This is a genomic window from Deinococcus roseus (assembly GCF_014646895.1).
GTDB classification, from domain to species: Bacteria; Deinococcota; Deinococci; order Deinococcales; family Deinococcaceae; genus Deinococcus_C; species Deinococcus_C roseus.
Map to the genome: position 1 here is coordinate 161,260 of NZ_BMOD01000008.1, position 24,373 is coordinate 185,632.

The 24,373-nt window shown below is 55.7% G+C and carries 22 protein-coding genes; 13 read left to right on the forward strand and 9 right to left on the reverse strand.

The features are described 5' to 3' along the window. Both cobO and IEY52_RS12725 read right to left on the reverse strand, forming a co-directional pair. Window positions 1-567 carry a cob(I)yrinic acid a,c-diamide adenosyltransferase gene (gene cobO / locus IEY52_RS12720; RefSeq protein ID WP_189003064.1) on the reverse strand — a complete coding sequence of 189 codons (567 nt, stop codon included), beginning with the start codon at window positions 565-567 and terminating at the stop codon, window positions 1-3. Then, complete coding sequence (locus IEY52_RS12725; protein ID WP_189003065.1) at window positions 564-1,202, reverse strand: adenosylcobinamide amidohydrolase; 639 nt, start codon at window positions 1,200-1,202, stop codon at window positions 564-566. The genes cobO and IEY52_RS12725 overlap by 4 nt, the downstream gene beginning before the upstream one ends. Before the next feature lie 655 nt (window positions 1,203-1,857). On the opposite strand from IEY52_RS12725, the gene IEY52_RS12730 reads away from it, so the two are divergent. The 9 genes from IEY52_RS12730 (at window position 1,858) to IEY52_RS12770 (ending at window position 10,979) form a co-directional block, all read left to right on the forward strand. Continuing rightward, window positions 1,858-2,286, forward strand: coding sequence for a hypothetical protein (locus IEY52_RS12730; RefSeq protein ID WP_189003066.1), 429 nt, complete (start codon window positions 1,858-1,860; stop codon window positions 2,284-2,286). Then, entirely contained in the window at window positions 2,259-2,993 is a 735-nt protein-coding gene (locus IEY52_RS12735; RefSeq protein ID WP_189003067.1) for an adenosylcobinamide-GDP ribazoletransferase, read from the forward strand. The genes IEY52_RS12730 and IEY52_RS12735 overlap by 28 nt, the downstream gene beginning before the upstream one ends. Beyond that, on the forward strand, window positions 2,990-4,069 hold the full coding sequence (cobU, locus tag IEY52_RS12740; RefSeq protein WP_189003068.1) for a bifunctional adenosylcobinamide kinase/adenosylcobinamide-phosphate guanylyltransferase: 1,080 nt from the start codon (window positions 2,990-2,992) through the stop codon (window positions 4,067-4,069). The genes IEY52_RS12735 and cobU overlap by 4 nt, the downstream gene beginning before the upstream one ends. Window positions 4,070-4,102: 33 nt before the next feature. Beyond that, complete coding sequence (cobT, locus tag IEY52_RS12745; RefSeq protein ID WP_229684773.1) at window positions 4,103-5,140, forward strand: nicotinate-nucleotide--dimethylbenzimidazole phosphoribosyltransferase; 1,038 nt, start codon at window positions 4,103-4,105, stop codon at window positions 5,138-5,140. A gap of 53 nt (window positions 5,141-5,193) precedes the next feature. Further along, a complete protein-coding gene (locus IEY52_RS12750; protein WP_189003070.1) occupies window positions 5,194-6,093 on the forward strand; it encodes an ABC transporter ATP-binding protein in 900 nt (299 codons plus the stop codon). Then, the gene (locus IEY52_RS12755) at window positions 6,090-6,953 is read left to right on the forward strand and encodes an ABC transporter permease (RefSeq protein ID WP_189003071.1); all 864 of its coding nucleotides are present in this window, start codon (window positions 6,090-6,092) and stop codon (window positions 6,951-6,953) included. The genes IEY52_RS12750 and IEY52_RS12755 overlap by 4 nt, the downstream gene beginning before the upstream one ends. Before the next feature lie 262 nt (window positions 6,954-7,215). Beyond that, entirely contained in the window at window positions 7,216-8,124 is a 909-nt protein-coding gene (locus IEY52_RS12760) for a DUF1338 domain-containing protein (RefSeq protein ID WP_189003072.1), read from the forward strand. Then, the gene (locus IEY52_RS12765; protein ID WP_229684774.1) at window positions 8,121-9,719 is read left to right on the forward strand and encodes an aldehyde dehydrogenase family protein; all 1,599 of its coding nucleotides are present in this window, start codon (window positions 8,121-8,123) and stop codon (window positions 9,717-9,719) included. Before IEY52_RS12760 ends, IEY52_RS12765 begins: the two co-directional genes overlap by 4 nt. Before the next feature lie 129 nt (window positions 9,720-9,848). Next, complete coding sequence (locus IEY52_RS12770) at window positions 9,849-10,979, forward strand: saccharopine dehydrogenase family protein (RefSeq protein WP_189003073.1); 1,131 nt, start codon at window positions 9,849-9,851, stop codon at window positions 10,977-10,979. A gap of 163 nt (window positions 10,980-11,142) precedes the next feature. Here IEY52_RS12770 and pyk read toward each other — a convergent pair whose 3' ends face one another. From pyk to dnaA, 4 genes are all read right to left on the reverse strand, one after another. Further along, window positions 11,143-12,564, reverse strand: a complete 1,422-nt coding sequence (gene pyk / locus IEY52_RS12775; RefSeq protein WP_189003074.1) for a pyruvate kinase — start codon at window positions 12,562-12,564, stop codon at window positions 11,143-11,145. Further along, window positions 12,554-13,822, reverse strand: a complete 1,269-nt coding sequence (gene eno / locus IEY52_RS12780) for a phosphopyruvate hydratase (protein WP_189003075.1) — start codon at window positions 13,820-13,822, stop codon at window positions 12,554-12,556. The genes pyk and eno overlap by 11 nt, the downstream gene beginning before the upstream one ends. Window positions 13,823-14,079: 257 nt before the next feature. After that, complete coding sequence (gene dnaN, locus IEY52_RS12785) at window positions 14,080-15,162, reverse strand: DNA polymerase III subunit beta (RefSeq protein ID WP_189003076.1); 1,083 nt, start codon at window positions 15,160-15,162, stop codon at window positions 14,080-14,082. A 296-nt stretch (window positions 15,163-15,458) separates the two neighbouring features. Beyond that, complete coding sequence (dnaA, locus tag IEY52_RS12790; RefSeq protein WP_229684779.1) at window positions 15,459-16,823, reverse strand: chromosomal replication initiator protein DnaA; 1,365 nt, start codon at window positions 16,821-16,823, stop codon at window positions 15,459-15,461. Between the two features lie 141 nt (window positions 16,824-16,964). Between dnaA and mnmG the strand changes: the two genes are divergently transcribed. Beyond that, window positions 16,965-18,761 carry a tRNA uridine-5-carboxymethylaminomethyl(34) synthesis enzyme MnmG gene (mnmG, locus tag IEY52_RS12795; RefSeq protein ID WP_189003077.1) on the forward strand — a complete coding sequence of 599 codons (1,797 nt, stop codon included), beginning with the start codon at window positions 16,965-16,967 and terminating at the stop codon, window positions 18,759-18,761. Between the two features lie 42 nt (window positions 18,762-18,803). Here the strand turns inward: mnmG and IEY52_RS12800 are convergent, their stop codons facing one another. Next, complete coding sequence (locus IEY52_RS12800; protein ID WP_189003078.1) at window positions 18,804-19,334, reverse strand: SMI1/KNR4 family protein; 531 nt, start codon at window positions 19,332-19,334, stop codon at window positions 18,804-18,806. Window positions 19,335-19,396: 62 nt separating this feature from the next. On the opposite strand from IEY52_RS12800, the gene IEY52_RS12805 reads away from it, so the two are divergent. The 3 genes from IEY52_RS12805 to IEY52_RS12815 are packed head-to-tail and all read left to right on the forward strand — an operon-like array spanning window position 19,397 to window position 21,542. Further along, complete coding sequence (locus IEY52_RS12805) at window positions 19,397-19,930, forward strand: 16S rRNA (guanine(527)-N(7))-methyltransferase RsmG (RefSeq protein ID WP_229684775.1); 534 nt, start codon at window positions 19,397-19,399, stop codon at window positions 19,928-19,930. Between the two features lie 27 nt (window positions 19,931-19,957). After that, window positions 19,958-20,707, forward strand: coding sequence for a ParA family protein (locus tag IEY52_RS12810; RefSeq protein ID WP_189003080.1), 750 nt, complete (start codon window positions 19,958-19,960; stop codon window positions 20,705-20,707). After that, window positions 20,691-21,542 carry a ParB/RepB/Spo0J family partition protein gene (locus tag IEY52_RS12815; protein WP_189003081.1) on the forward strand — a complete coding sequence of 284 codons (852 nt, stop codon included), beginning with the start codon at window positions 20,691-20,693 and terminating at the stop codon, window positions 21,540-21,542. The genes IEY52_RS12810 and IEY52_RS12815 overlap by 17 nt, the downstream gene beginning before the upstream one ends. A gap of 97 nt (window positions 21,543-21,639) precedes the next feature. Here IEY52_RS12815 and IEY52_RS12820 read toward each other — a convergent pair whose 3' ends face one another. Next, the gene (locus IEY52_RS12820; RefSeq protein WP_189003082.1) at window positions 21,640-22,485 is read right to left on the reverse strand and encodes a sugar phosphate isomerase/epimerase family protein; all 846 of its coding nucleotides are present in this window, start codon (window positions 22,483-22,485) and stop codon (window positions 21,640-21,642) included. Window positions 22,486-22,556: 71 nt separating this feature from the next. After that, complete coding sequence (locus IEY52_RS12825) at window positions 22,557-24,197, reverse strand: ribonuclease J (protein ID WP_189003083.1); 1,641 nt, start codon at window positions 24,195-24,197, stop codon at window positions 22,557-22,559. Window positions 24,198-24,373 lie beyond the last annotated feature (176 nt).

Here is a 24,373-nt window from a genome sequence, read left to right on the forward strand (position 1 = left end):
TTAGTGCTCAATCCCTTTCTGGGCAGGGATTCCAGCCTCAAAGGCATGCTTGATGGGGGTCATCTCGGTGACTGTATCAGCCATTTCGATCAGTGCAGCAGGGGCATTGCGACCCGTGAGCACCACATGCAGCATCTTCGGACGGGCTTTCAGGGTGGCCAGGACATCCTGCACATCAATCCAGCCCCAGTTGATGGGATAGGTCACCTCATCCAGCACAATCAGGTCATACTGGTCAGACAGCATGGCCTCTTTTGCCTCCTGCCAGCCCATCTGCGCCATCTCTTTGCTGCGGTCCAGGTCCTTGCTGGTCCAGGAGAACCCATCTCCCAGCCCTGCAAAAGGAATGCCCAGCGTTTTCAGGCTGCGGTGCTCTCCAAAATTCGCACTTTCATGCTTGATGAACTGCAGCAGGCGGGTTCTCAGACCGCGACCCTGGGCACGCACCAGCAGGCCCAGCGCAGCAGTGGTCTTGCCCTTGCCATTTCCAGTGTTGATGATCAGCAGACCCCGGCGCTCTCCCTGGGGTTTCTCGTAAGGTTTGGTGGTGTGAGGCTGGCTGCTCATTTGATCGCCTCTCTGAAAGCATCTTCAAAGGCACGGGCCACTGCACGGCCCACCGGGGTCACGGCACCCGAGTATTTCTCTTCTTTGCCTCCCAGCATCACCACGGTCACGGTGTCGGTGCTGGTTCCGGTGCCAGGAAAACCTTCACGGGTTTCACGGCCCTGCAGCACACGGGCTTTGACCTCGGTGACCATCTGCACGGCTTCTACCAGGGCAGCATCCGGCAGGTGGGCCTCGATGCACACAATGGTGTTGATGGTTCCTGGTTTGTGATCACTGACTGGGGTCAGCCCTGGAGCACTCAGGTTGCCCAGTCCCGCCGTCACAAAAGCCGTGACGTTGATGCCCTGCTCCTCTGCCCTGCCCTCTCCAAATTTCCAGACGTCCACTGCAGTCAGGCAGCACACCGTCTGTTCGGGAGGCAGGTTCACCGCCCTGATTTCTTCACGCACCGCCTGTTGAACATCAACAGGGCAGAAATCCATCCCCACCGTGCGGTTCAGCACATACCTTGCGCGGGTCAGGCCACCATTGAAAGGGGCACTGGACAGGACGGTTCTGGGCTCCAGAAAATCCAGAATGAGGCTTGAGGGTTTGAGGGTCAGACAGACCTGCTCGGTTTCCAGACTCTGCATGGTTCTCCACACACGAGCGGGTTTGAATTGCGCTGCACGCACCCAATCGCGAGGCATTCACTGGGGTGGCATTCGGACTGAAGACTTTTGCTGCATCTATCACCGTTGCGCGTCAGTTCTGGACTTGCCCGCAGCATCTCCTGCACCGCGCACCAGATTCCCCACTTGGGTTTTCACCCTCAAACCGTCCTACGCGGAGCGGTTCCCAGCACCTCACAGCTTAACACTGCAGTGGGAAAGTCGGGGGTGGGTGTTTCACGTGAAACATTCGGGAGCAGAAGGCGCTAAAGACGCCGAGGGCCGAGAGCCAAGGGCAACGACCCAGTGCCGACCAGACCGCTATGGAGGCACGTCGTCAGGGTCAAACAGAAGGCAGAAGCCAAAAAGGGTAAACTGGAAAAGAAGAACTCCGCAACGGGGTCAGCCCAAATCCATTTGAGTTCTTGAAAACATGCCTCAAAACAAACTTTTGCCCTGTCGTGGCTGTGGCGCTCTGGTGCACACCGAGCAGGCCATCATTGCCCCTTATTCACATGACACCAAATGTCCAATGTGTGGCTGGACAGAAGATCTGGATGGATTTCTGATCTTTGATTCCTTCTGGAGCACCCAGCATCTCTACAGGCACCAGCGGGCTGCATCAAAATGCTCTCTGATGACCAAGGCACATGAACAAGAGGCCATTGAATTTGATCCAGAATTTCGCCTGATCCTGAGAAAAGATTTTCTGATGTCAAACAGGCTTTGCCTGCAAATGGACCTCTCTTCTGATCCCGAAACCTGGTTCTACTGGCGCAAGAATTACTGGCACAAAAACCCCCAGATCATCCACAAAAAGAGTTACCTCCGAAAGCTCAGGCGCATCATGCAGGATCCTGTAAAGCGCAAATCCGAACGTCCAGCAGTTGCACCCTGTTCTGGGTGTGGAGGACCGCTGGAATGGTACATTCGCAGGTCCCATGAGCTGGCTTTCAAATGTCCCAGATGCAAAATGCTTTATGTTCGGGGGTCAAAACTGTTCGAGGTTCCTCCCGTTCAGGGTGATACTGTGGGGCAATGTTGCGTTACGCCCACCTCGCCCTGACTTTCCTGACCACCCTGCCTCTCCCAGACGTGGGTGAGGTCAGGGAAGGAGAATTCAAGAAAGCCAGTGGATTCTATCCTCTGGCCGGTTATGCTGTGGGTCTGGTCCTGTTTCTGGTGCTGCTGCTGGGTCAGTTCTTTCCTGCTGGTGTCAGTGGTGCCCTGGCCCTCACAGCATGGTTGTGGATCACCGGAATGCTGCACTTTGATGGTCTGGTGGATGCTGGAGACGCACTGCTGGTCATGAAATCCCCCCAGAAGCGCCTGGAAATCCTCAAAGATGTGCACATCGGGGCTTTTGGGCTGGCTGTTGCAGTGGTGGCTTTGCTGTTCAAATGGAGCCTGCTGACCGAACTGCATGGCCACAAATGGACCACACTTTTTCCATTGGTCCTTGTTCCAGCCATTGCCCGCTTTTCCGTATTGATCCCCATGAACCTGTTTCCTGCAGCCAGAGAAGAATCCCTGGGGGCCAGGTCCAGAGAAGGCTGGTGGCAGATGGGGCTCCTTTTGATCCTTCCAGTGCTGGTTTTTCCAGGTGGCTGGTGGATGCTGCTGGCTGGAATGCTGTCAGCCCTGCTGGTGGCCCGTTTTGCTGCAGGCAGGCTGGGAGGGGGCATCAATGGGGATGTGTATGGGGCCATCATCGAATGCACTGAAATTGCTGTGCTTCTTTTGTGGGTGCTGGTGTCAGGAGGACACAAATGAGCCGCATCCTGTTCTTGATTCGACATGGAAGCACAGAAGACAACCACCTGAAACGCTACCCCAGCACAGACTCACCTTTGAGCACAGCAGGAAAAACGGCTGTTGGCAAACTTAAACCTTTTCTGCTCCCAGAAGCCCATGTCCTGAGTTCCCCCAGCCTGCGCACCCTGCAAAGCTGTCAGGCCCTGTGCCTCTCTCCTGTCGTGCATTCAGATTTAAGAGAAATGGATTTTGGCATCATGGCAGGTCACACCTGGGCAGAACTGCAAGCACTGCATGGTGACGCACCGCTGAAATGGCTGGAAGACATGCAGGATCCAGCAGCAACCTCTGGTGCTCCTGAAGGAGAATCCGGGCAGGCCTTCTTTCAGCGGGTGGAGGGGGTCTTGAACCAGCTTCCAGAAGGCAACACAGTGCTGGTCAGCCACCTGGGGGTGATCCGGGCCATCCTGCGCCTCACCCTGGACTTTCAGCATTTTGAACTCTCCCCAGCCAGCCTGACCGTGCTGACCGAGCATCAGGGGATCTGGACATTGAAGCATTTAAATATCACTTTCCCAGAAACCCAACCCACAAGAACCTTCATCTCTGGAGGAGCCAGATCCGGCAAAAGTGCATTTGCTGAAAGGCTGGCCGCTGAAACCAATGGCCCTGTCACCTTCATTGCCACGGCACAGGCCTTTGACGGAGAGATGCAGGAACGCATTTCCAGACATCAGGCAGACCGTCCAGAGCACTTCCAGACCCTGGAAGCTCCTGTAAACCTGCTGGAAGCTGTACAGCAAACTTCAGGAACCCTGCTGATTGACTGCCTGAGCTTGTGGGTCTCCAACCTGATGCTGCAGGAGCTTTCTGAAGCAGAAATTCTGGAACGTGCTGCTGCAGTGTGTGCAGAAATCCAATCCAGAACGGGTGAGACCCTCGTGGTCAGCAACGAGGTGGGACTGGGCATTGTTCCCATCAACAAACTGGCCCGCGATTACCGCGATGTTCTGGGACGGGTGAACCAGTTGTTTGCAACCACCTGCCAGGAAAGTTATTTTTGCATCTCGGGGCAGGCTTTGAAAACAAAATAGTTTGCCAGATGATTTGCTAGGCTGTTGTCTGAAATGCAGACTTTACTGGATCAGATTCAACCCCTCAATGCACAGGCCTTGCAGAACGCACTGGAACGTCAGAACCAGCTCACCAAACCCCCGAAATCCTTGGGCAAACTGGAAACCCTGGGCATCCGTCTGGCAGGCATTCTGGGCACCGAAAAACCCGAAATCAAAAACCCTGTGGCCATCGTGTGTGCCGGAGATCACGGCGTGTGCGAGGAAGGCGTCAGCGCCTTTCCTGCCAGTGTGACCCCCCTGATGGTGCTGAACTTTCTGGCCAGTGGAGCAGCAGTGAATGCCATTGCCCGCACTGTGGGTGCAAAAGTGCAGGTCATCAATGCTGGTGTGAATGCAGACCTGCCGGACCATCCTGCACTGGTCAACACACCTGTAAGCAAAGGAACCCGCAATCTGCGCCTGGAAAGCGCCCTGACCCGCAAAGAAGCAGAACAGGCCGTGCTGCTGGGGGCAGAGGTAGCGCGACAAGCCATTCAGGCAGGAGCAGGCATCCTGGTTCCCGGCGAGATGGGCATTGGCAACACCACCCCTGCTGCCGCCATCACCGCCCGCATGCTGGACCTTGATCCTGCTCAGGTCACAGGAAGGGGCACAGGGATTTCTGACGAAGGCCTGGCCCACAAAATTCAGGTGATTGCAGATGCATTGGGCCGCAAAGCCAGCGACAACCAGGATCCTCTGGGGGTGCTGGCAGACCTGGGGGGTCTGGAAATTGCAGCCATGACCGGGGTGATGCTGGCAGGTGCAGCCCACCGTGTCCCGGTGGTTATTGATGGCTTCATTGCTGGATCCGCAGCCCTGATTGCTGCTGCCCTTTCTCCCCTGGCCGCCCAGTATTTCTTTGCAAGCCACCAGAGTGTGGAAATCGGACACATCCGGCAACTGATCCACCTGGGTCTGGAACCCCTGCTGAACCTGGACATGCGTCTGGGAGAAGGCACAGGAGGGGTGCTCTGCGTGCCCATCCTGCAGGCAGCAGCCAGTGTTCTGAAAAATATGGCCACGTTTGCGGAAGCTGGAATTGGCTGAAGTCAGGCTGCAACAGCATTTCTCAAGAAAAAACCCCGTACCCTGAAATCAGCATGGACATCGAAGCCAGAAATCTGCACAAAGCGTATCCCAGGAAGGTGGCCGTTCAGGACATCAGTTTCTCGGTGGGACAGGGGGAGGTGTTTGGCTTTCTGGGCCCCAACGGAGCCGGAAAGACCACCACCATCAAAATGCTGCTGGGCCTGACCTCCCCCACCAAGGGCAGTGCAACCCTGCTGGGCCATCCCATTTCAGATGTGGAAGTCAAACGGCAGGTGGGGTTTTTACCAGAGCTTTTCCGTTTCCATGACTGGCTGTCTGGCAAGGACCTGCTCAGATGGCACGGCAGGCTGTGTGGCATGACCGATCAGCAGCTGGACCAGCGCATTCCAGAAGTGCTGGATCAGGTGGGCCTCTCGCCGCATGGAGACCGCAAGGTCAAAGGCTATTCCAAAGGCATGCAGCAACGGGTCGGACTGGCCCAGGCCATCTTGCACAAACCCAGAATTGTCTTTCTGGACGAGCCCACCTCTGCTCTCGATCCTCTGGGTCGCCGGCAGGTGCGCAACATCATTCACCACTTGCAGGAACAGGGAACCACCGTGTTTCTGAATTCCCATCTGCTTTCGGAAGTGGAACTGACCTGTGATCGGGTGTGCATCGTGCAAAACGGGCAGGTGCTGCGCACAGGAACCCTGCAGGAACTCCTGAAAGGAACGCTGGAGGTGGAAGTCCACAGCGAGAACATGACAACAGACCTCCAGCAGGAGTTTGCTTCATTTGCCGAGGTTCTGTCTTTCTCTGCACACATGGCCCTGCTCAGGGTTTCTGAGGAGAAGGAAGTGGCCCGCATTGCAGAAGTGATGTTCAAACACCAGTGTCCAATTTATGGCCTGACCCCCCAGAAACGCACGCTGGAAGACCTCTATGTCTCTTTAATGGAGGCGAAATGAACAACATCTTCAAAGTGGCTGCTTTCACCTTGCAGGAGGCTTTCGCCAAAAAACTGATTCTGGCTTTACTCATTCTGACCGTGGTTTTTCTGGGTTTGTATTTTTATGGGGCCCACGCCCTGCAAGAAAACCTGACCGAAAGGGCTGCAGAACTGGGCCGAGAACGCCTGCGCCGTGCAGATGAGATTTACGCCACCCTAAGCATCATGGGTTTGTATGTGGTGAACTTTCTGGGGAGTCTGGTGGGCATCATGCTGGGGGTTTCGACGCTCTCTGGAGAGGTGGAAAGTGGCCTCTTGATGACCATCCTGATCAAACCCCTCAGGCGGGCCGAACTGGTGCTTGGGAAATGGCTGGGCCTCAGTCTGGTCAGCCTGGTGTATCTGGCTTTGCTGGGTCTGGGGGTGGTGTATGGGACGTACTGGATCACCGGTTACCTGCCTGCAGATTACCTCAAGACCATCCTGCTGATGGCCCTGGGCACCTGGATTTTGCTCACCAGCACGGTGCTGTGCAGTGCCGTTTTTCCGGTGCTGACCAGTGGCGTGGTGATGTTCATGGTGTATGCGCTGTCCTGGACAGGCGGACTGGTGGGAAATCTGGGGAAATTTACGGACACCCCGTTGATGGAGAAAATCGGGCTGTACTCGCATTACATCTTTCCGAGCGATGCCATGTGGCGTTTTGCCAGCTATTACCTGCAAACCCGCACCATGCGGGATTTGCCTCCAGGGATCAGGGATGGCAACCCCCTGGTGGGCAGCACAGAAGTCCAGAGCGGTGATCTGGTATGGGCTTTTTTCTATCTGGTGGCGTTGCTGGGCCTGGCGATTGTGGTCTTCCGACGGCGTGACCTCTGATTCTCATGTAAGTTTCACACTTGGCTTTTGCAAACCCCTGCGCCCGTTTCCACAGCGGGCGTTAACTTTTGGGATCTGCCCACCCCAGGCTTCTGGGGATTTCAGATTGTATACACTTTTCAAATGGCAGGTCAGGGTGTTTTCAGCGGGGTGCTAGCATGAAGACAAGAACAGGATAAACGTCCCAACACAGGACAAATCAACTTCTCTGGGATGGATTTCCCAGAGGGTATGGTGTCTTCATGAAGAAAGGAACTTGCACATGCATGAAACCCTGAAAAAAGTGCTGGATGGCCTGATGCGCCGCTACCAGGACCGCGTTCCCGATGTGGAAGGCGTGATTGCAGCCATGCTGGCAGAAGGCACCATCGCAGACCTCAGCCAGATTGAAAACGACCACATCGCCTTCAGAACAATGGGCGTGCCCCAGCTTGGGATCCAGTCCTTTGAAAAGATCTTCCTGCACTACGGCTACCGCAAACAGGAACGCTACAACTTTCAGGCCAAGAAGCTGAACGCCTTCTGGTACGCTCCCCCCTCCCCGGAGTTCCCCAGAATCTTTGTGTCCGAGCTGCGCGTCCATGAACTTTCCGAAGTGGCCCAGCGCATCATCTACAGCTACACCGATGAAGTGAAATCTGATCCAGTGGATGACCTCAACCTCGACCACTGGGAAGAAGTGGATGCCTTCTTGCACAAGGCCCTCTGGAGGCTTCCCACGCTGGAAGATTACGAGCGCCTGCAGCAGGAATCCGAATACGCTGCCTGGGTGATCTACAACCGTTATTACCTGAACCACTTCACCGTGTCCATCCATAGCCTGCCTGAGGGTTACAACAGCATCCAGGGCTACAACGACTTCCTGGAGAGAAACGGCTTCAAGCTGAATGACTCTGGCGGCAAGATCAAGGTCAGTCCTGATGGCCTGCTGCTGCAGTCCTCCACCGTTGCAGAGATGATCGAGGCCGAATTCGCCGAAGGCAAAAAGAAAATGATCAGCGGTTCCTACGTGGAATTTGCTGAAAGACGGGTGCTCCCTGCCTACAGCCACCTCTCAAAATCCGAACTGAAGCGCGAACACCGCCGTGAGGGTTTTGAAGCTGGAAATGCAGATAAAATCTTCGAGAGCACCTACACCACCCAGACCCAGAAAAGGGAGGTCGTGAAGTGACCCAGACTGCTCAGAAACCACACACTGGAGAACACACCGTGAAGCGTTACCTCAACATCATCAATGGAAAAAGTGTGGACAGCCAGGAGCATTACCTGAGCCACAACTCCTCAAAACTCAGCGACGTGCTTGGAGAATTCCCCGTCGCCACCAGAAAGCAGGTGCGTGAAGCCTGCATCGCTGCCAGAACTGCTTTTGCAAAATGGAGCAAAACACCTGCTCCCATCCGGGGCAACATCATCGGGAACATCGGCAAGGCCATCGAGCGTGAAAAAGAAGCCCTGAGCCGCCTGCTCTCCCGTGAAATGGGCAAGACCCTGAAAGAGGCCCGTGGAGACGTACAGGAAGCCATCGACACCTGCCACTTCTTCCAGTCTGAAGGTCGCCGCCTGTACGGCCAGACCGTGCCCAGCGAGATGCACACCAAAGACCTGATGACCTTCCGCCGTCCTCTGGGCGTGGTGGGCATCATCACCGCAGGAAACTTCCCTGTGGCCGTGCCTGCCTGGAAAATCATCCCGGCCCTGCTGACTGGAAACACCATCGTCTGGAAGCCCAGTGAAGATGCTCCCCTGACCAGTTACGCTTTCACCCAGCTGCTGATTGAAGGCGGTCTGCCCGATGGGGTCATGAACCTGGTGTTCGGATACGGCGGAGGCTCCACCGGTGAATTCCTGGTGGACATGATGGACGAGAAGCGCCTGAACAAGATCGCTTTCACCGGATCCAGCACTGTGGGACGCAAAATTGGCGAGGTGGCAGGCCGCAACCTCACCCACCCCACCCTGGAACTGGGCGGCAAGAGCCCCCTGGTGGTCATGCGCGATGCAGACCTTGACAATGCCGTGGCAGGTGCCCTGTGGGCCGCTTTCGGCACCGGAGGCCAGCGCTGCACCAGTGCAGGCAACATCATTCTGGACGCCCCCATCTACGAGGAGTTCAAGAAGCGATACCTCGAACAAGTGCAAAAAATCAAAATCGGCAACCCTGGCGAACACGATGACGTACTCTATGGCCCTTTCATCAACGAGCGCTTCTTCAAGAGCTGGGAAGCCCACTACGACCTCGGCGAAAAAGATGGTGCAACCCTGCTGCACGGCAACAAACGCATCACCCGTGACAACAAACCCGAAGGTTTCCAGGGCGACCCTGAAGAAGCCTTCTATGGCTGGCCTACCGTCTGGGACAACGTCACCAAAGACATGCAGATCTTCCAGCGTGAATGCTTCGGACCCACCATCAACCTGGTGAAAGTGGACGGCATCGACGAAGCCCTGGAAGTGGCCAACAGCGTGGAATACGGCCTCTCCAGCGCAATCTACACCAACAACCGCGAATGGGCCTACAAGTTCCGCGAGAACATCCAGGCAGGCATGACCTCCATCAACAACTCCACCACCGGTGCAGAAGCCCACATGCCCTTCGGTGGCACCAAAAGTTCCGGCAACGGCACCCGTGAATCTGGCATCTGGGTGATCGACAACTACACCTACTGGCACGGCGTCAACGACGACATCTCGGGCAAGCTGCAACTGGCCCAGATGGAAACCGAATACGCCGATGTGAAAGCCCCTGTAAACGTTTCCGAGCTGTAAACCCGTAAAGGGCGAGTCATGCCTCGCCCCTACATTTTCTCTTCAGCAACCTTTTCCATTACCCCTTAAAACCCACATCCAAAAAAGTGTCAGAGAGGGTTTGCCTCCCTGGCAGGGAGGTCACACACCATGAAACGCAAAGTCCTGATTTTCGGTGCCGGAAAAGTCGGCACCACCATCGCACACCTGCTGCACCACGCCCAGAATTACGAGGTCACCCTCGCAGACAAGAGTGAACAGGCCCTGGAGCGTGCCGTCAAAACCGTGCCCGTGAAAAGCGTGGTGCTGGACGCCACCGACATTGGCATGATGCAGGAGGCCTTCAAAGAAGTGGATCAGGTGGTCTCCGCCGGTCCTTACTTCGTCAACAAATTCATTGCAGAAGCTGCATTGAACGCCGGGGTGAGTTACTTCGACCTCACCGAGGACCGGGACACCACCGCCCACATCCGTGACCTGGCGAAGCATGCAAAACCCGGTCAGGTGTTCATGCCCCAGTGCGGTCTGGCCCCGGGCTTCATTGGGATTCTGGCTGCAGACCTTGCCAGAGAATTTGACAGCATTCTGGACATCAAAATGCGTGTGGGGGCCTTGCCGCAGTTCCCCACCAACATGCTGATGTACAACCTCACCTGGTCCACCGATGGGGTGGTCAACGAGTACATCAACCCCTGTGAAGCCCTACAGGACGGCAAAATTGTCGAGATGCAGGCCCTGGAAGGACTGGAGAGCTTCTCTCTGGACGGCATCACGTATGAGGCTTTCAACACCTCTGGCGGTCTGGGCACCCTCTGTGAAACCCTGGAAGGCAAAGTTCAACGTCTGGATTACAAGTCCGTGCGTTACCCTGGCCACCGCTACCTGATGCAGTTCCTGATCCGCGACCTGCGCCTCTCCGAGCGACGCGAGATGCTCAAAGACATCCTGGAGAATGCCCTCCCCATCACCCCTCAGGATGTGGTCCTGACCTTCTGCACTGTGACAGGCTACAAGGATGGCCGCCTGACCCAGGTCAGTGATGCCCGCAAGATCTACGACCAGATGGTGCACGGTCAGCACTGGAGCGCCATCCAGCTCACCACGGCCGCCTCCCTGTGCGCTATCCTGGACCTCCACGCCGAAGAATTCCTGCCCCTGCAGGGCTTTGTGCGTCAGGAAGATGTGCCCCTGCAGGCTTTCCTGGAGAACCGTTTCGGGCGTTACTACCAGATGGAACAGGGCGAGCATCTGGCGAACAGTGCACGGATTGTGCCTGCGTAATCACCCTCACCCCGCTTGAGACAGCGTCTCTTCGCGCCCTCTCCCACTTTCGCGGGAGAGGTTTTTCATTGGGTGGACAGGAAGACAACAGAAACCCTCTCCGTTTAAGTGGAGAGGGAGGCCGAAGGCCGGGGTGAGGTCAGGGTGAGGGTGGGGGATCAGGTTAAGGAATCCGCGCCACACGCAGCGTGTTGGTGGTCCCCTTCATGCCGAACGGCACGCCAGCGACGATCACGATGCGGTCACCAGATTGCACCAGTTCCAGCTCCTGCAGGGTCTGGACGGCGATTTCCACCATGTCATCGGTGTCTTTGGGGTCGCGGGTGAGGAGGGGCACCACGCCCCACATCAGGGCCAGCTGGTTCACCACTTTTTCGTTGGGGGTGAGGGCCAGGATGGGTTTGCGGGGACGGCGGCGGGACACGCGGGCTGCAGTGGCTCCAGAGGAGGTGAAGCACACGATGGCCTTGGCATTCAGGAAGCCTGCAATCTCACTGGCAGAGTGGGAGATGGCGTCCTGGGTGGTGTGCCGGTCCTCGGGGATCTTGATGAGTTCTTCTTCGTACTGGGAAGTGCCTTCAGCGGTCTCAGCGATTTTGAACATCATGCCCACAGATTCCACAGGGTACATGCCGCTGGCAGATTCTGCGGAAAGCATCACTGCGTCCGTGCCGTCGAAGATGGCGTTGGCCACGTCGCTGGCCTCTGCACGGGTGGGACGGGGGTTGGTGCGCATGCTTTCCAGCATCTGGGTGGCGGTGATCACAGGTTTTCCGGCTTCACGGCACTTGCGGATGATCATCTTCTGGATGATGGGCACCTGTTCGGTGGGCATTTCCACACCGAGGTCCCCACGGGCCACCATGATGCCGTCTGCTTCAGCCAGAATTTCGTCGAAGCGGTCCACAGCCTGGGGCTTCTCGATTTTGGCCATCAGTTTGGCGCTGGAGCCCAGCATGCGCAGGTGGTGACGGGCCAGGATCAGGTCGTCACGGGTGCGCACGAAGCTGAGGGCCACCCAGTCCACGCCGATTTCTGCGCCCACACCGAGGTCTGCAATGTCCTTGTCCGAGAGGGCAGGGGCAGAGAGGTCAGCTTCGGGGACGTTGATGCCCTTGTTGTTGCTGAGCACGCCGCCGATTTCCACGGTGGTGATGATGTCGTTGCCCTTGATCTCCCTGATGCGGAGTTCCAGATTGCCGTCATCGAGCAGCAGGGTCATTCCAACGCTGACGTCCTGGGGAAGGGGCTTGTAGGTGGTGGACACCTTTTCAGCGTTGCCCTCCACATCATCGGAGGTCAGAATGAACTGCTGGCCCTTGACCAGGGTGATGGGGCCGTCCTTGAATTTGCCGGTGCGGATTTTGGGGCCCTGCAGGTCCTGCAGGATGCCGATGTTCACACCTTTTTTTGCAGCAGCAGCGCGAATCATGTCCACGCGCTTCTGGTGGTCTTCTTTGGAGCCGTGGGAGAAGTTGAGGCGGGCCACGTTCAGGCCAGCGTCAATCATCTGCTCCAGGACTTCGGGGTTTTCGCTTGCTGGACCAATGGTCGCAACAATTTTGGTGGATCGTTTAAAGAGCATCTTTCCCCAGGAATTTTGCGGCTGCGCCGAGTTCGTGCTCGATGCGCAGGAGTTGGTTGTACTTGGCAATGCGGTCAGAACGGCTGGCAGAACCGGTTTTGATCTGTCCAGCGTTGGTGGCCACGGCCAGGTCAGCGATGAAGCTGTCTTCGGACTCGCCACTGCGGTGGGAGATCACGGCGGTATAGCCGTTTTTCTGGGCCAGTTCGATGGCGTCCATGGCTTCGGTGAGGCTGCCGATCTGGTTCACTTTCACCAGGATGGAGTTGCCCACTTTGGTGTCGATGCCCTGCTGCAGGCGCTTGACGTTGGTCACGAACAGGTCGTCACCGACCAGTTGCACCTTGTCGCCGATTTTGGCGGTCAGCAGTTCCCAGCCAGCCCAGTCGTCTTCGTGCAGGCCGTCTTCGATGGAGACGATGGGGTAACGGGCAGCCCAGTCGGCCCAGAAGTCCACCATTTCTTCGCTGGTCAGGATGCGGTCTTCGCTTTCCAGGTGGTATTTGCCGTCTTTGTACAGCTCGCTGGTGGCGGGGTCAAGGGCGATGAAGATGTCCTTGCCTGCTTCGTAGCCAGCGTCCTTGATGGCTTCCATCAGCACTTCAAGGGCTTCTTCGTTGCTCTGGAGGTCAGGAGCAAAGCCACCTTCGTCACCGACGTTGGTGTTGTAGCCGCGCTTTTTAAGCACTTTTTTCAGGGCGTGGAACACTTCTGCACCGTAACGCAGGGCTTCTTTGAAGCTGGGTGCACCGAGGGGCATCACCATGAACTCCTGGAAGTCCACACGGTTGTCGGCGTGTGCGCCACCGTTGATCACGTTCATCATGGGAACGGGCAGCACCTTGGCGTTGTTCCCACCGAGGTAACGGTACAGGGGAACGCCCAGCGCGTTGGCTGCAGCGCGGGCATTGGCCAGAGACACGGCCAGGATGGCGTTGCCCCCCAGTTTGCTCTTGTTGGGGGTGCCGTCCAGGTCCAGCATGATCTGGTCAACTTTAACCTGGTCGAGGGCGTCGGTGCCAATCAAGGCAGGACGAATGAGGTTTTCCACATTCTCCACAGCTTTTTCCACACCTTTGCCCAGGTAGCGTTTGCCGCCGTCACGCAGCTCGTTGGCTTCGTGGCTGCCGGTGCTGGCTCCCGAGGGAACGATGGCGCGCCCAACGAAACCGCTCTCAAGGTGAACTTCAGCCTCGACGGTGGGGTTACCACGGGAGTCGAGCACTTCACGGGCGATGATGTTAGCGATTTTCGTCATGATGACCTCCATTAAAAAACTTCCCTAGGGAAGTGTACCTGTGACACTATAACCGATTTTTAAGACCACTTCGTCAAATTGTCTTGTCGGAGATTCAAGTCCTCTAGAGATCTGCCGTCCTGTCCAAAGGGACAAATCCTCTGCTGAAATCGAGGTTTTCCACAACCTGCTGTGGATAACCTGTGGATAACTTGGGGACATTTGCCCCTCCTACAGCGCAACTTCAGCTTTGAAACTTCAGTTTCTGGGTCCTCCACTCAGATGCGCAGGGGCACCACCACAGCCAGGTAACCCGACTCATCGGTGGTTTTGAAGAGGGCCGGCGTGGTCACCCCGGAAAGTTGCAACACCACATCCCCTTCCATGGGACCCAGGGCATCAGAAACGAACTTGGCATTGAACCCCAGCGAAATGGCGGGCTCACTCCCCTCCTGAAGTACCTCTAAAACTTCCTGAGCGCGTCCGTAATCCCCCTCGGCGATCAATTGCAGCTTGGACTCCGAGACCAGGAATTCAACCCGGTTGTTGGCGTTCTTGTCCGCAAGCACCGCCACCCGTGAAACCGCTTCTTTGAGTTTGGAGGCTGGAAGCTGGACCGTCACTTTGATGCTGCTGGGAATCACCCGCTCATAATCAGGGAATTCACCATCCAGCAACTTGATGTTCATTTTGGTGCGGTCTGAGGACACCGAAAGCAGGTGGTCTCCAAAGGTCAGTTTGACCAGACCCTCTTTGAGGATGCGGTTGAGTTCATCGGCACTTTTGGCCGGAACAATCAGGTTTCTGTCCACACCTGACCCGGTGAAATCCCGCAGGGCCAGCCTGAAACCATCTGAAGCCACCAGACGCACCTGTTTTGCACGAAGCTCGAACTTGATGCCCCGGAAAACCTGCTGAAAAGCTTCGGTGGCGGTGGCATAGCGAACACTGCTCAGCGAGCGGTTCAGTTCTTTTGCATCCATTTCCATATCAGAGTGGGCAGGAAATTGAATTTCTGGAAACGCAGAGAGGTCCCCGGTTTGCAGTTTGAAGTTGCTTCCCCCCGAAGTGAGGGTGATTTCCGTCTGGTTGAGGTTGATCTCAACGAGTTCTCCTGGCAGGTTTCTGACAATCTGGGCAAACAGGTGGGCAGGAACTATCACAGGCTGTCCGTTTTCCACCTGAGCAGGAACAAAACCTTCCATGTCCAGTTCCAGGTTGGTTCCAGTCAGGAAAATTCCTCTGTCAGAGGGCTGAATCTTGACGTAAGAGAGCACGGGGTTGTTGCTTCTGGCAGGAATGATTCTTTCCAGGGTGCTTAGGGCATCACTGAGGAACTTTTTGGTGACCTGAATCTGCATGGCTTTCTCCTCTTTTAAGGATTATATATATAGATATTTTAAACAGTAGTAGTAGTAATAGGGCCTGTGGATACTGTGGATAACCCACTTTTTTCCTCTCTCAGACAACAAAGTGCCTGTGGATAAGTCTGTGGATAACTGGCACTTTCCTGTGGATAACCTGTGGATAAGTGGGGGAGTTATCCACAGGCAAAGTTATCCACAGGTTATCCACAGGGTTATCCACAGGTTATCCACAGACTTATCCACAGACTTATCCACAGAAAGTGATTTTTGGCACATGCTTACAGAACCCTTCATATCGGGCTCTGTTTCAGGCGCTGGGACAGCTGTTGGGCCACTTTGGTCAGTTCTGTGTCCTTCTGGATCTGCTCGGTCAACTTCTGAATGGAATACAGCACTGTGGAGTGATCACGGCTGAAGAACTGACCGATTTCAGGCAGGGAATGGGTGGTGAGTTCCCGGATCATGTACATGGCCATCTGACGGGGAATCACGATCTCTCTGGCCCGTCCTGAACCTTTCAGGGCTTCAGGGGTCACGCCGTAATAATTGGCCACAGCACGCAGAATATCGTTCATGTCCAGTTGCACTGTGTTGGGGGTGAAGATTTCAGAGAGGGCTTTTGCTGCCACAGAACGGTTCACTTCCACATTGTTCAGGCTGGCAAAAGCCACCACCCGCATCAGGGCACCTTCGAGTTCACGGATGTTGCTGGTAACATGCTTGGCAATCAGCTCTAGCACATCCTGCGGCACACTGATCCGGCGGATTTCCGCATTCATTTTCAGAATGGCCACCCGCGTTTCAAATTCCGGACTCTGGATGTCGGTGATCAGGCCCCATTCAAAGCGAGACCTCAGTCGGGCTTCCAGTGTTTCAATGTCTCTGGGTGGGCGATCTGAGGACAGGATGATCTGCTTGTGGTTCTCGTGCAGGGCGTTGAAAGTGTGGAAGAACTCTTCCTGCGTTCTTTCCTTACCCGCCAGAAACTGGATGTCGTCTACAAGCAGCAAATCAATGGAACGGTACCTGTTGCGGAAGGCCGTCATTTTGTCATCGCGGATCGCATTGATCAGGTCATTGGTGAAAGACTCGGTGGAAACATACTCGATTCGCATGTGGGGATGCCGCTCAGAGACAAAATGCCCCACAGCATGCATCAAGTGGGTTTTCCCCAGTCCCACATCCCCATAAATGAACAGGGGGTTGTAGGCCTTGCCAGGAGATTCGGCAACTGCGACTGCAGCAGCATGGGCCAGGTTGTTGTTGGGACCCACCACAAAGTTGTCGAAAATGTACTTGGCATTCAGGTTGACCCGGTTGGGCTCGGTGACCATGTTCACGGTGGGCACAGAACGGGGCTCTGCTTTGGGGGCTGGGGTGGGTGCACTGGCCAGCAACATGGCATCCTGCACAGCAGGCAGCACCTGAAAATTGACTTTGGGGTTCTGTGCCCCCATGTCCCGCATGGCCATCTCGATGAGCTTGACGTAATGGGACTTGAACCACTCCTGTGAGAAGGCATTTTTGACCCCGAGGATCAATTCACCCTGCTCCACACCGAGCGGCTTCACGTCCCTGAACCACGTGTGGTACTCCACATCGGAGATGTTCTGCCGCACGTAGTCGAGAATGTTAGACCAGATGTCCAAAGAGATTACAGCCTCCCTTGTTGATGTCGCTTGATTTCAGCCAGGGCCCCTTTCGCGGCAAACGAAAATGAGGCGGCCAGGGTTGTTCATCTAACGTGGCACGCCTCATAGTACCCCTACTAAAAACTAGGGTAAAGTGTATGGGTTATGTCGAGAGTTTTCAACGTGATCGTGATTGGGGGAGGCCATGCAGGCATCGAAGCTGCGTGGGCGGCCTCCAAATACGGCACTGTCGCAATGATGATTTCCAACCCTGCCACCATTGGACGCATGCCCTGCAACCCTGCTGTGGGAGGTCCAGGCAAAAGCCAGATGGTGTTTGAGCTGACCGCCATGGGGGGCCTGATGGGCCGTGTGGCCGATGACACCGCCATCCACAGCCGCATGCTGAATGCCTCCAAAGGACCTGCCGTCCAGAGCCTCAGGGTCCAGAACGAGCGGGACCAGTATGCTGCAAAAGCCCAGGAGTACGTGCTGGGCAATGCCGCCATCGAGATCATCCGGGGTGAGGCCGCAGATGTGTACCAGGAAGGGGAGACCTGGGTGGTGCAGACCATCGATGGCCGCGCTTATCCTGCAAAAACCGTGGTGATCGCTGCTGGAACCTTCATGCGGGGTCTGACCTGGTATGGCCGCCATTCCCGCCCGGAAGGCCGTCAGGGTGAACCTCCTGCCCGTTTTCTGTCCCAGTCCCTGGAACGTGGAGGCCACAAGCTCAAGCGCTACAAGACAGGAACCCCTCCCCGGGTGCGTGCAGATTCGGTGAATTTCGCCGCTCTGCTGGAGCTTCCTGGTGATGATCAGGTGCACAGTTTCACCGGAAACCCCGGTCCTGAGGCCAGAAAAAGCCCCACCTGGCAGACCCACACCACCCCGGAAACCCACCGCCTGATTCAGGAAAACCTGCACCTGTCTCCCATGTATGCGGGTGACATCGAGGGGCTGGGTCCCCGGTACTGTCCCAGCATTGAGGACAAAATCGTGCGGTTTGCACACCATGACAGACACCTGCTTTTTGTCGAGCCAGACGGTGTAGACACCAGTGAGGTGTACCTGCAAGGTTTCTCCAGCAGCCTGCCCCCTGCACTGCAAGACCAGATGGTCCGAACCCTTCCTGGTTTTGAGAACGCGGTGATCCAGCGTTATGCCTACGCTGTGGAATATGACGTGGTGGATTCTCTGGAGCTCACCCCCAACCTGGAATCCAAATTCATGCCCGGAATTTTCACTGCGGGTCAAATCAACGGGACCAGTGGCTATGAAGAAGCTGCCGCGCAAGGACTGGTGGCTGGAACCGCTGCTGCACGCAGGGCACTGGGTCTGGAAGACCGCTTCTTCACCCGTGAAGGCAGTTACATCGGGGTCATGCTGGACGACCTGGTCTACAAGGGCACCGATGAACCTTACCGCATGATGACTTCACGGGTGGAACACCGCCTGCTGGTGCGCCAGGACAATGCAGACCAGCGCATGACCCCCTTTGCCCATGAACTGGGTCTGGTGGGTGATGATGCCCTGAAAGCCGTGCAGAACAAGTACCAGCGCATTGAAGCAGGCATCCAGCAACTGCGCACCCAGCGGCATCAGGGGATCACCGGAGAGCAACTTTTGCGCCGCCCGGACATGAACCTCAGTGATCTTGAAGCGCTGGGCATCAAACTGACGGGCATGGCCTCCTGGCAGGAAGCGGAGAGCGTGCAGATCCACGTCAAATACGCGGGCTACATCGAGCGCAGCCGCCAGCAACTGGAAGCTGAACGCAAATACGGTGAGCGCAGTCTGTCTGGGATTGATTTCCGCCAGATCACAGCCATGTCCAATGAGGCCCGCGAGAAGCTTTCAAAAGCACAACCTCAAACCGTGGCCCAGGCTGCCAGGGTACCAGGGGTTCGCACTTCTGACCTGAGTGCACTGCTGGTGTATTTGAAAACCCAGCACCCCTGATTTCATTCATCAATGGTGCCACCTCAGGAAACTGGGGTGGTTTTATTTGCTCCAGGGCAGATCAATGCCTGAAAAATTGAGAAGATCAGGGTCGACTCTGGCTGTAGTGGTGGGATCAAAAGGCCAAAAAGACTCTTTCGTAGTTTCTTTCTTGATCCATTGCGTGATGAAAATTGAAAATCTGGATGCCACCAGAAAGGTCGGTTTTTGTGGCCCACATTCGCGGTCCATAAAACAGACTGGATGGCCTGAGCCATATTCCTGTTGGGTAACAATGACATAAAAATTGCCCAGCCCATCTCCTGCTACAGGAATGTATTTTTTGGTTTTCCAGAGAGGATGTCTCTGAAAAACAAGTTCTATGGTAAGTGAATTTTTGGTGTTTATACCTGTCAAAAATTGTCCACCTACAAAGGCTCCGTTGACGTTCAACAACCAGGCAATCCATTCTGGTGGAAAAACAATCCCTGTATGGGTGCTAAAAGCCTGAATTTCATCCAACGTTGTACCTTCAGGATATCCTTCAGGATGTTCTGATTCCATGAGGGCTTGTATGACTGTGGTGCAGTCCATTTTCATCTATTGTATCCATCCGTGAAAACCCTGCCTATCGCCCACTTGCTACAATGTTTCACGTGAAACAGAAGTACAAGGCACTGGTCAAGCAGTACTCCCGCTCCCTGGATTTGTTCGGTCCCTCGGTGGAGATCCATTTTGACATGCACATGGACAGTGCAGAAGAATATGCAAAGTACATCCCAGAAGGTGAAACCCTGCTTGATGTGGGGTCTGGTGGAGGACTCCCTGGCATTCCCATTGCATTGGCCCGCCCAGACATCAAAGTGATCCTCTGTGAAATTCGCCAGCGCAGGGCGTCTTTTCTGAACATTGCCCGTTCACAGCTGGGCCTTTCCAATGTGCGGATTTTTGCAGGCGATGTGCGCAAATTCAAAGAGCCTGTTTCCTGGGTGACAGCGCAGGCAGTGGGAGATCTGGGTGTGCTGTTGAAACTCATTCAACACACCGTCACCGATGAATGGCATTTGCTTTCCAGACGCCCAAAGGACTGGGTTGTCCCGGAAAAAGTTGGGCCATACAGCGTTGAGCAAGAGCGCCAAGGCCTGGATGAAGATGCTGATCTGGTGGTTTTACATCTCTCCCGAAAATGAAACCCCTGTTGGGTATACTGGAGCACAATGAAAGTGCTTGCGTTAGTCAATCAAAAAGGTGGCGTGGGGAAAACCACCACTGCAGTGAATCTGGCGGCCTATCTGGCCAACACCCGCCGCCGGATCCTGGTGGTGGACATTGACCCGCAGGCCAATGCCTCCAGCGGTCTGGGGGTGCGTGGGGCAGAGGTGGGTGTGTACGATGCCCTGCGGGAACCTGAACGCCTTACAGACTTCATCCAGCAAACCGAAATCAAGAACCTGCATGTGCTCCCTGCCACCCCGGATCTGGCAGGTGCAGGGGTGGAGCTCACCGATGATCCCGATGCCCTGAAAAACCTGCTCTCAGGGCTGCAAAAGTACGATCTGGTCCTGATTGATGCTCCTCCCAGCCTGGGGCCCCTGACCATCAATGCCCTGGTGGCAGCAGACGCCCTGATTGTGCCCTTGCAGGCTGAATACTACGCTCTGGAGGGCATCGCAGGCCTGATGGACACCATCGAACGGGTGAAGGGCGGACTCAATCCTGCTTTGCAGGTGCTGGGCATTGTGATCACCATGTTCGATGGTCGCACCAATCTGTCCGTGCAAATCGAGGAGAACGTGCGCAACCACTTCGGGGATCTGGTGTTCTGGAGTGTGATTCCCCGCAATGTGCGCCTTTCTGAGGCTCCCAGTCACGCCAAACCCATCAACCTGTATTCTCCGATGTCCAGTGGGGCCGGGGCTTACAAGCGCCTGTCAGACGAGGTGATGCAGCGTGTCAAAAAGATCTAACCTGGGTCGGGGTCTGGACGCCCTGCTCGGAAAATCTCCGCTGAACACTGCTGCAACAGCTGAAAAAGGGGAAAAGCTGCTTCAACTCCCCCTCGACCAGATCCAGCAGGCAGCGTATCAGCCCAGACAGGTGTTTGACCCTGAAGCACTTTCTGAGCTGGCTGCCAGCATCAAGGAAAAAGGGGTTTTGCAACCCATTCTGGTGCGCCAGCAAGGGGACAAATACGAACTGATTGCTGGAGAGCGCCGCTGGAGGGCCGCCAGACTGGCAGGGCTGACTGAAGTTCCGGTAATATTGAAAAACTTCAATGATCTGGAAGCCCTGGAAATTGCCATCATTGAGAACCTGCAACGCGAAGACCTGAACCCTGTGGAAGAAGCAGTGGCTTACCAGAAACTGCTGGAGCAGGGCCTCAGCCAGGAGGGCATTGCCAGAGCACTGGGCAAAGGCCGCAGCACGGTGGCCAATGCTTTGCGCCTCCTCACCCTGCCCCAGAAAGCCCTGGACGCTCTGGAGCAGAAACAGATCACTGCAGGGCACGCCAGAGCCATTCTGGCCCTTCCAGAAGACGACCGCCTGTGGGCACTGGGGCAGATCCTCTCCAGGGGTCTGAATGTGCGGGATGCCGAGGCCCTGAAGCGGGAAAGGCCTGAAAAAGCCAGCACCGCCAAAGCCCTGGAAGAACGGACCTTCAAGAGCATTGAGCTGGAACTGGCACGTCACATCGGGACCAAAGTCAGGATTGCTGGCAAGGAAAAAGGCAAGATTGAACTCAGTTACCACTCCCAGGAAGAACTGGAACGCTTGCTGGAATTGCTGGGCTACCAGACCTGAATTTTCATTTCTGAGCAGGAGGGAAGAGAACATTGCTGTCTCTTCCCTTTTTGTTGGGCTGCTTTTGTTGGATTACTGAAAATCACCCTGGTGTATCTTATTGAGAAATTTCGATGGAGGATTTCCAGAAATTGAAGTGGTGCAGTTGTTTCTCTGCCATCCAGTTGCAGATGGCATCCAGCTGTCCCACAGGCTCTCCAGAAAAAGGCAAAGTGTGCTGGTAACCAGGAGGTCCAAATTCAGGGGTCAGGGTGCTGAACTGTTGCCCGCGGGCCATTTGGGCTTCCCACATCCATTCCCACCACTGTTCATGTGCGGTCAGATGGGTGGCAAATTCTGGCGCACTGGGGTCTGTGACTTGCGGTCCTTCCTCATAACCCACGCGGACATGAATGTGGATGCAGTGCTGGGCTGCAAGCCTGATGTTGTCTTCCTGGTCTTCCAACAACCTCTCGCACACGTTGACCCAGTGGCTGAGGTCACAGGTGAGTCGCATTTCTGGAAAGGCCTGCAAAATCCGGGCAGTGGTCCAGGGTGTGAAAGTGGGCTGGCCCCTGTGGGTTTCAAAAGCCAGGGGTGCTTCCAGGGTGGAGGCATACCTGAGGGCGGCATCGTAAAACTGATCTTGCTCGAGCTCACTCCAGCTGTCACACCCTCCCTGCACATTGAACAGGATGGGTTCTAAAGGACGGGCCAGTTCCACCTGGGCTTTCAGGGCTTGCAGGTGGGCTTTGGGGGTTCTGGGTGTCCCCGGAAAAGCTGTCAAAATTTGAGCAATGACTTCCAGATTCTGGTCTTTGCATAGGGCTGCCAGGTTTTCCAGTTCAGGGGTGAAAATGACTGCCACTTCAATGCCCTGATAGCCTCTGGTTTTGAAATCAGGCAGGGCTTCTTCAAGAGGGGCTTCGACCCCCCACAAACTGCGCATGCGTTTGAGTTCCATGTTCAAAAGTTACATCAAAAAACCACCTGCTTTGATCAAAGCAGGTGGTGAAAGTTGGAGAATTTTGAGGTTCAGTCCACCAGCATGGGGATCAGCACAGGGGTGCGCCCGGTGACTTTGCGCACAAATTTGCGCACTGCAGAGTACATGTCATCGCGAATGTCTTCCAGAGAGCGTTTTTCGCGTGTGCCAATTTCAATGACTTCCAGGGCCACATTGCGAATGCTGTTCTCCAGGTCGCGGTTGGTGCGCACAAAACCACGGGACACCAGTTCCACATGGGGCTCGGGGTGCAGCACAGCGGTGATGATCAGGATGCCGTCTTCAGACATGGTGCGGCGGTCCAGCAGGATCTCATCGTTGATGTCTCCCACACCCAGGCCATCCACGTACACATCGCCAGCAGGCACTTTACCAGAGATCTTGAATTCATCTTTGTTGATGCGGATGATGTCGCCGTTCTGGGCCACGATGATGCGTTTGGGGGGGTTGGGCAGGGCCTGGGCCAGACGGGCATGGTTGATCTGGTGGCGGGGCTCGCCGTGCCAGGGCAGGAAGTATTTGGGATTGACCAGGTTGAAGATCATCTTCAGTTCTTCCTGGCTGCCGTGTCCAGAGGCGTGCACCTTGTAGGTGGGCGGATAGTACACATCCACACCCAGCGAGTACAGGCGGTTGATCACAGCATTCACGGCTTCCTCGTTGCCTGGGATCGGACTCGAGGAGAGGATCACGGTGTCCCCGGCTTTGAGGCTCAGTTTGGCGTGGGTGCCAATGGCCAGACGGGACAGCACGCTCATGGGTTGCCCCTGTGAACCCGTGCACATGAACAGCACCTGATCGTCCTGCAGATCGCCCATCTCGTCGGTGCTGATCAGGGGATCTTTGAGGGTCAGGTACCCGAGGGTCTGGGCCACCTGGGCATATTTGACCATGCTGCGACCTTCCATCACCACGCGGCGACGGTGTTTTTCAGCGATGTGCACGATGTTCTGTACGCGGTGCACATGGGAAGCGAAGGTGGTCACAAAAACCCGGCCTCTGGCTCCGGCCACAATTTTCTCAATGGCACTGGCCACTTCCTGTTCACTGGTGGTCTGACCGGGCCTTTCGGCATTGGTGCTGTCTGAGATCAGGACCAGGGCACCTTCTGCGCCAGCCTGGGCCAGCTTGGAAAGGTGTGAGGGTTTGCCGTCGGTGGGGTGCTGTTCCAGCTTGAAGTCACCGGTGTGCACGATGCGGCCCACGGGGGTGTGAATGATCATTCCGGAGTTGTCGGGGATGGAGTGGGTCATGCGGAACAGGTCCACAGTGAAGTATTTGCTGAGCTTGATGCGGTCGTCGGTGGTGACCTCTTTCAGCATCAGATCGGCTTCCTTGACCCCGAATTCACTGAGTTTTTCTTTCAGCAGGCCCAGGGTCAGTTTTGCTCCGTAAATGGGCACACGGGGCAGGCGGGGCAGGATGTATGGTATGGCCCCGATGTGGTCTTCGTGACCGTGGGTGAGCACCCAGCCTTTGATCAGGCTGGCATGTTGCTGCAGGTAGTCGATGCGGGGAATGACCAGGTCAATTCCAGGCATGTGGGAATCGGGGAAGGCCAGACCGCCATCCACGATCATGATTTCATCCGCGTAACGGAAGGCGAACATGTTCTTGCCAATTTCGCCCATTCCGCCCAGCGGAATGATTTCCAGGTGTTTTTCGCTCATTGTGCTCCTTGGGGTCGCTTGTGGTGTCTCAATGCTTAAAATTTCAATGGCGTCAAAGACGCAATATCAAAGGATTATATCAGGGTTTGCAACAAAGCTCAATTTGTTTCACGTGAAACTGAGGACGGACACAGCCAGCGGTCTTCAGGCTGGATCAAGGCAAACTTCAGTCTTGC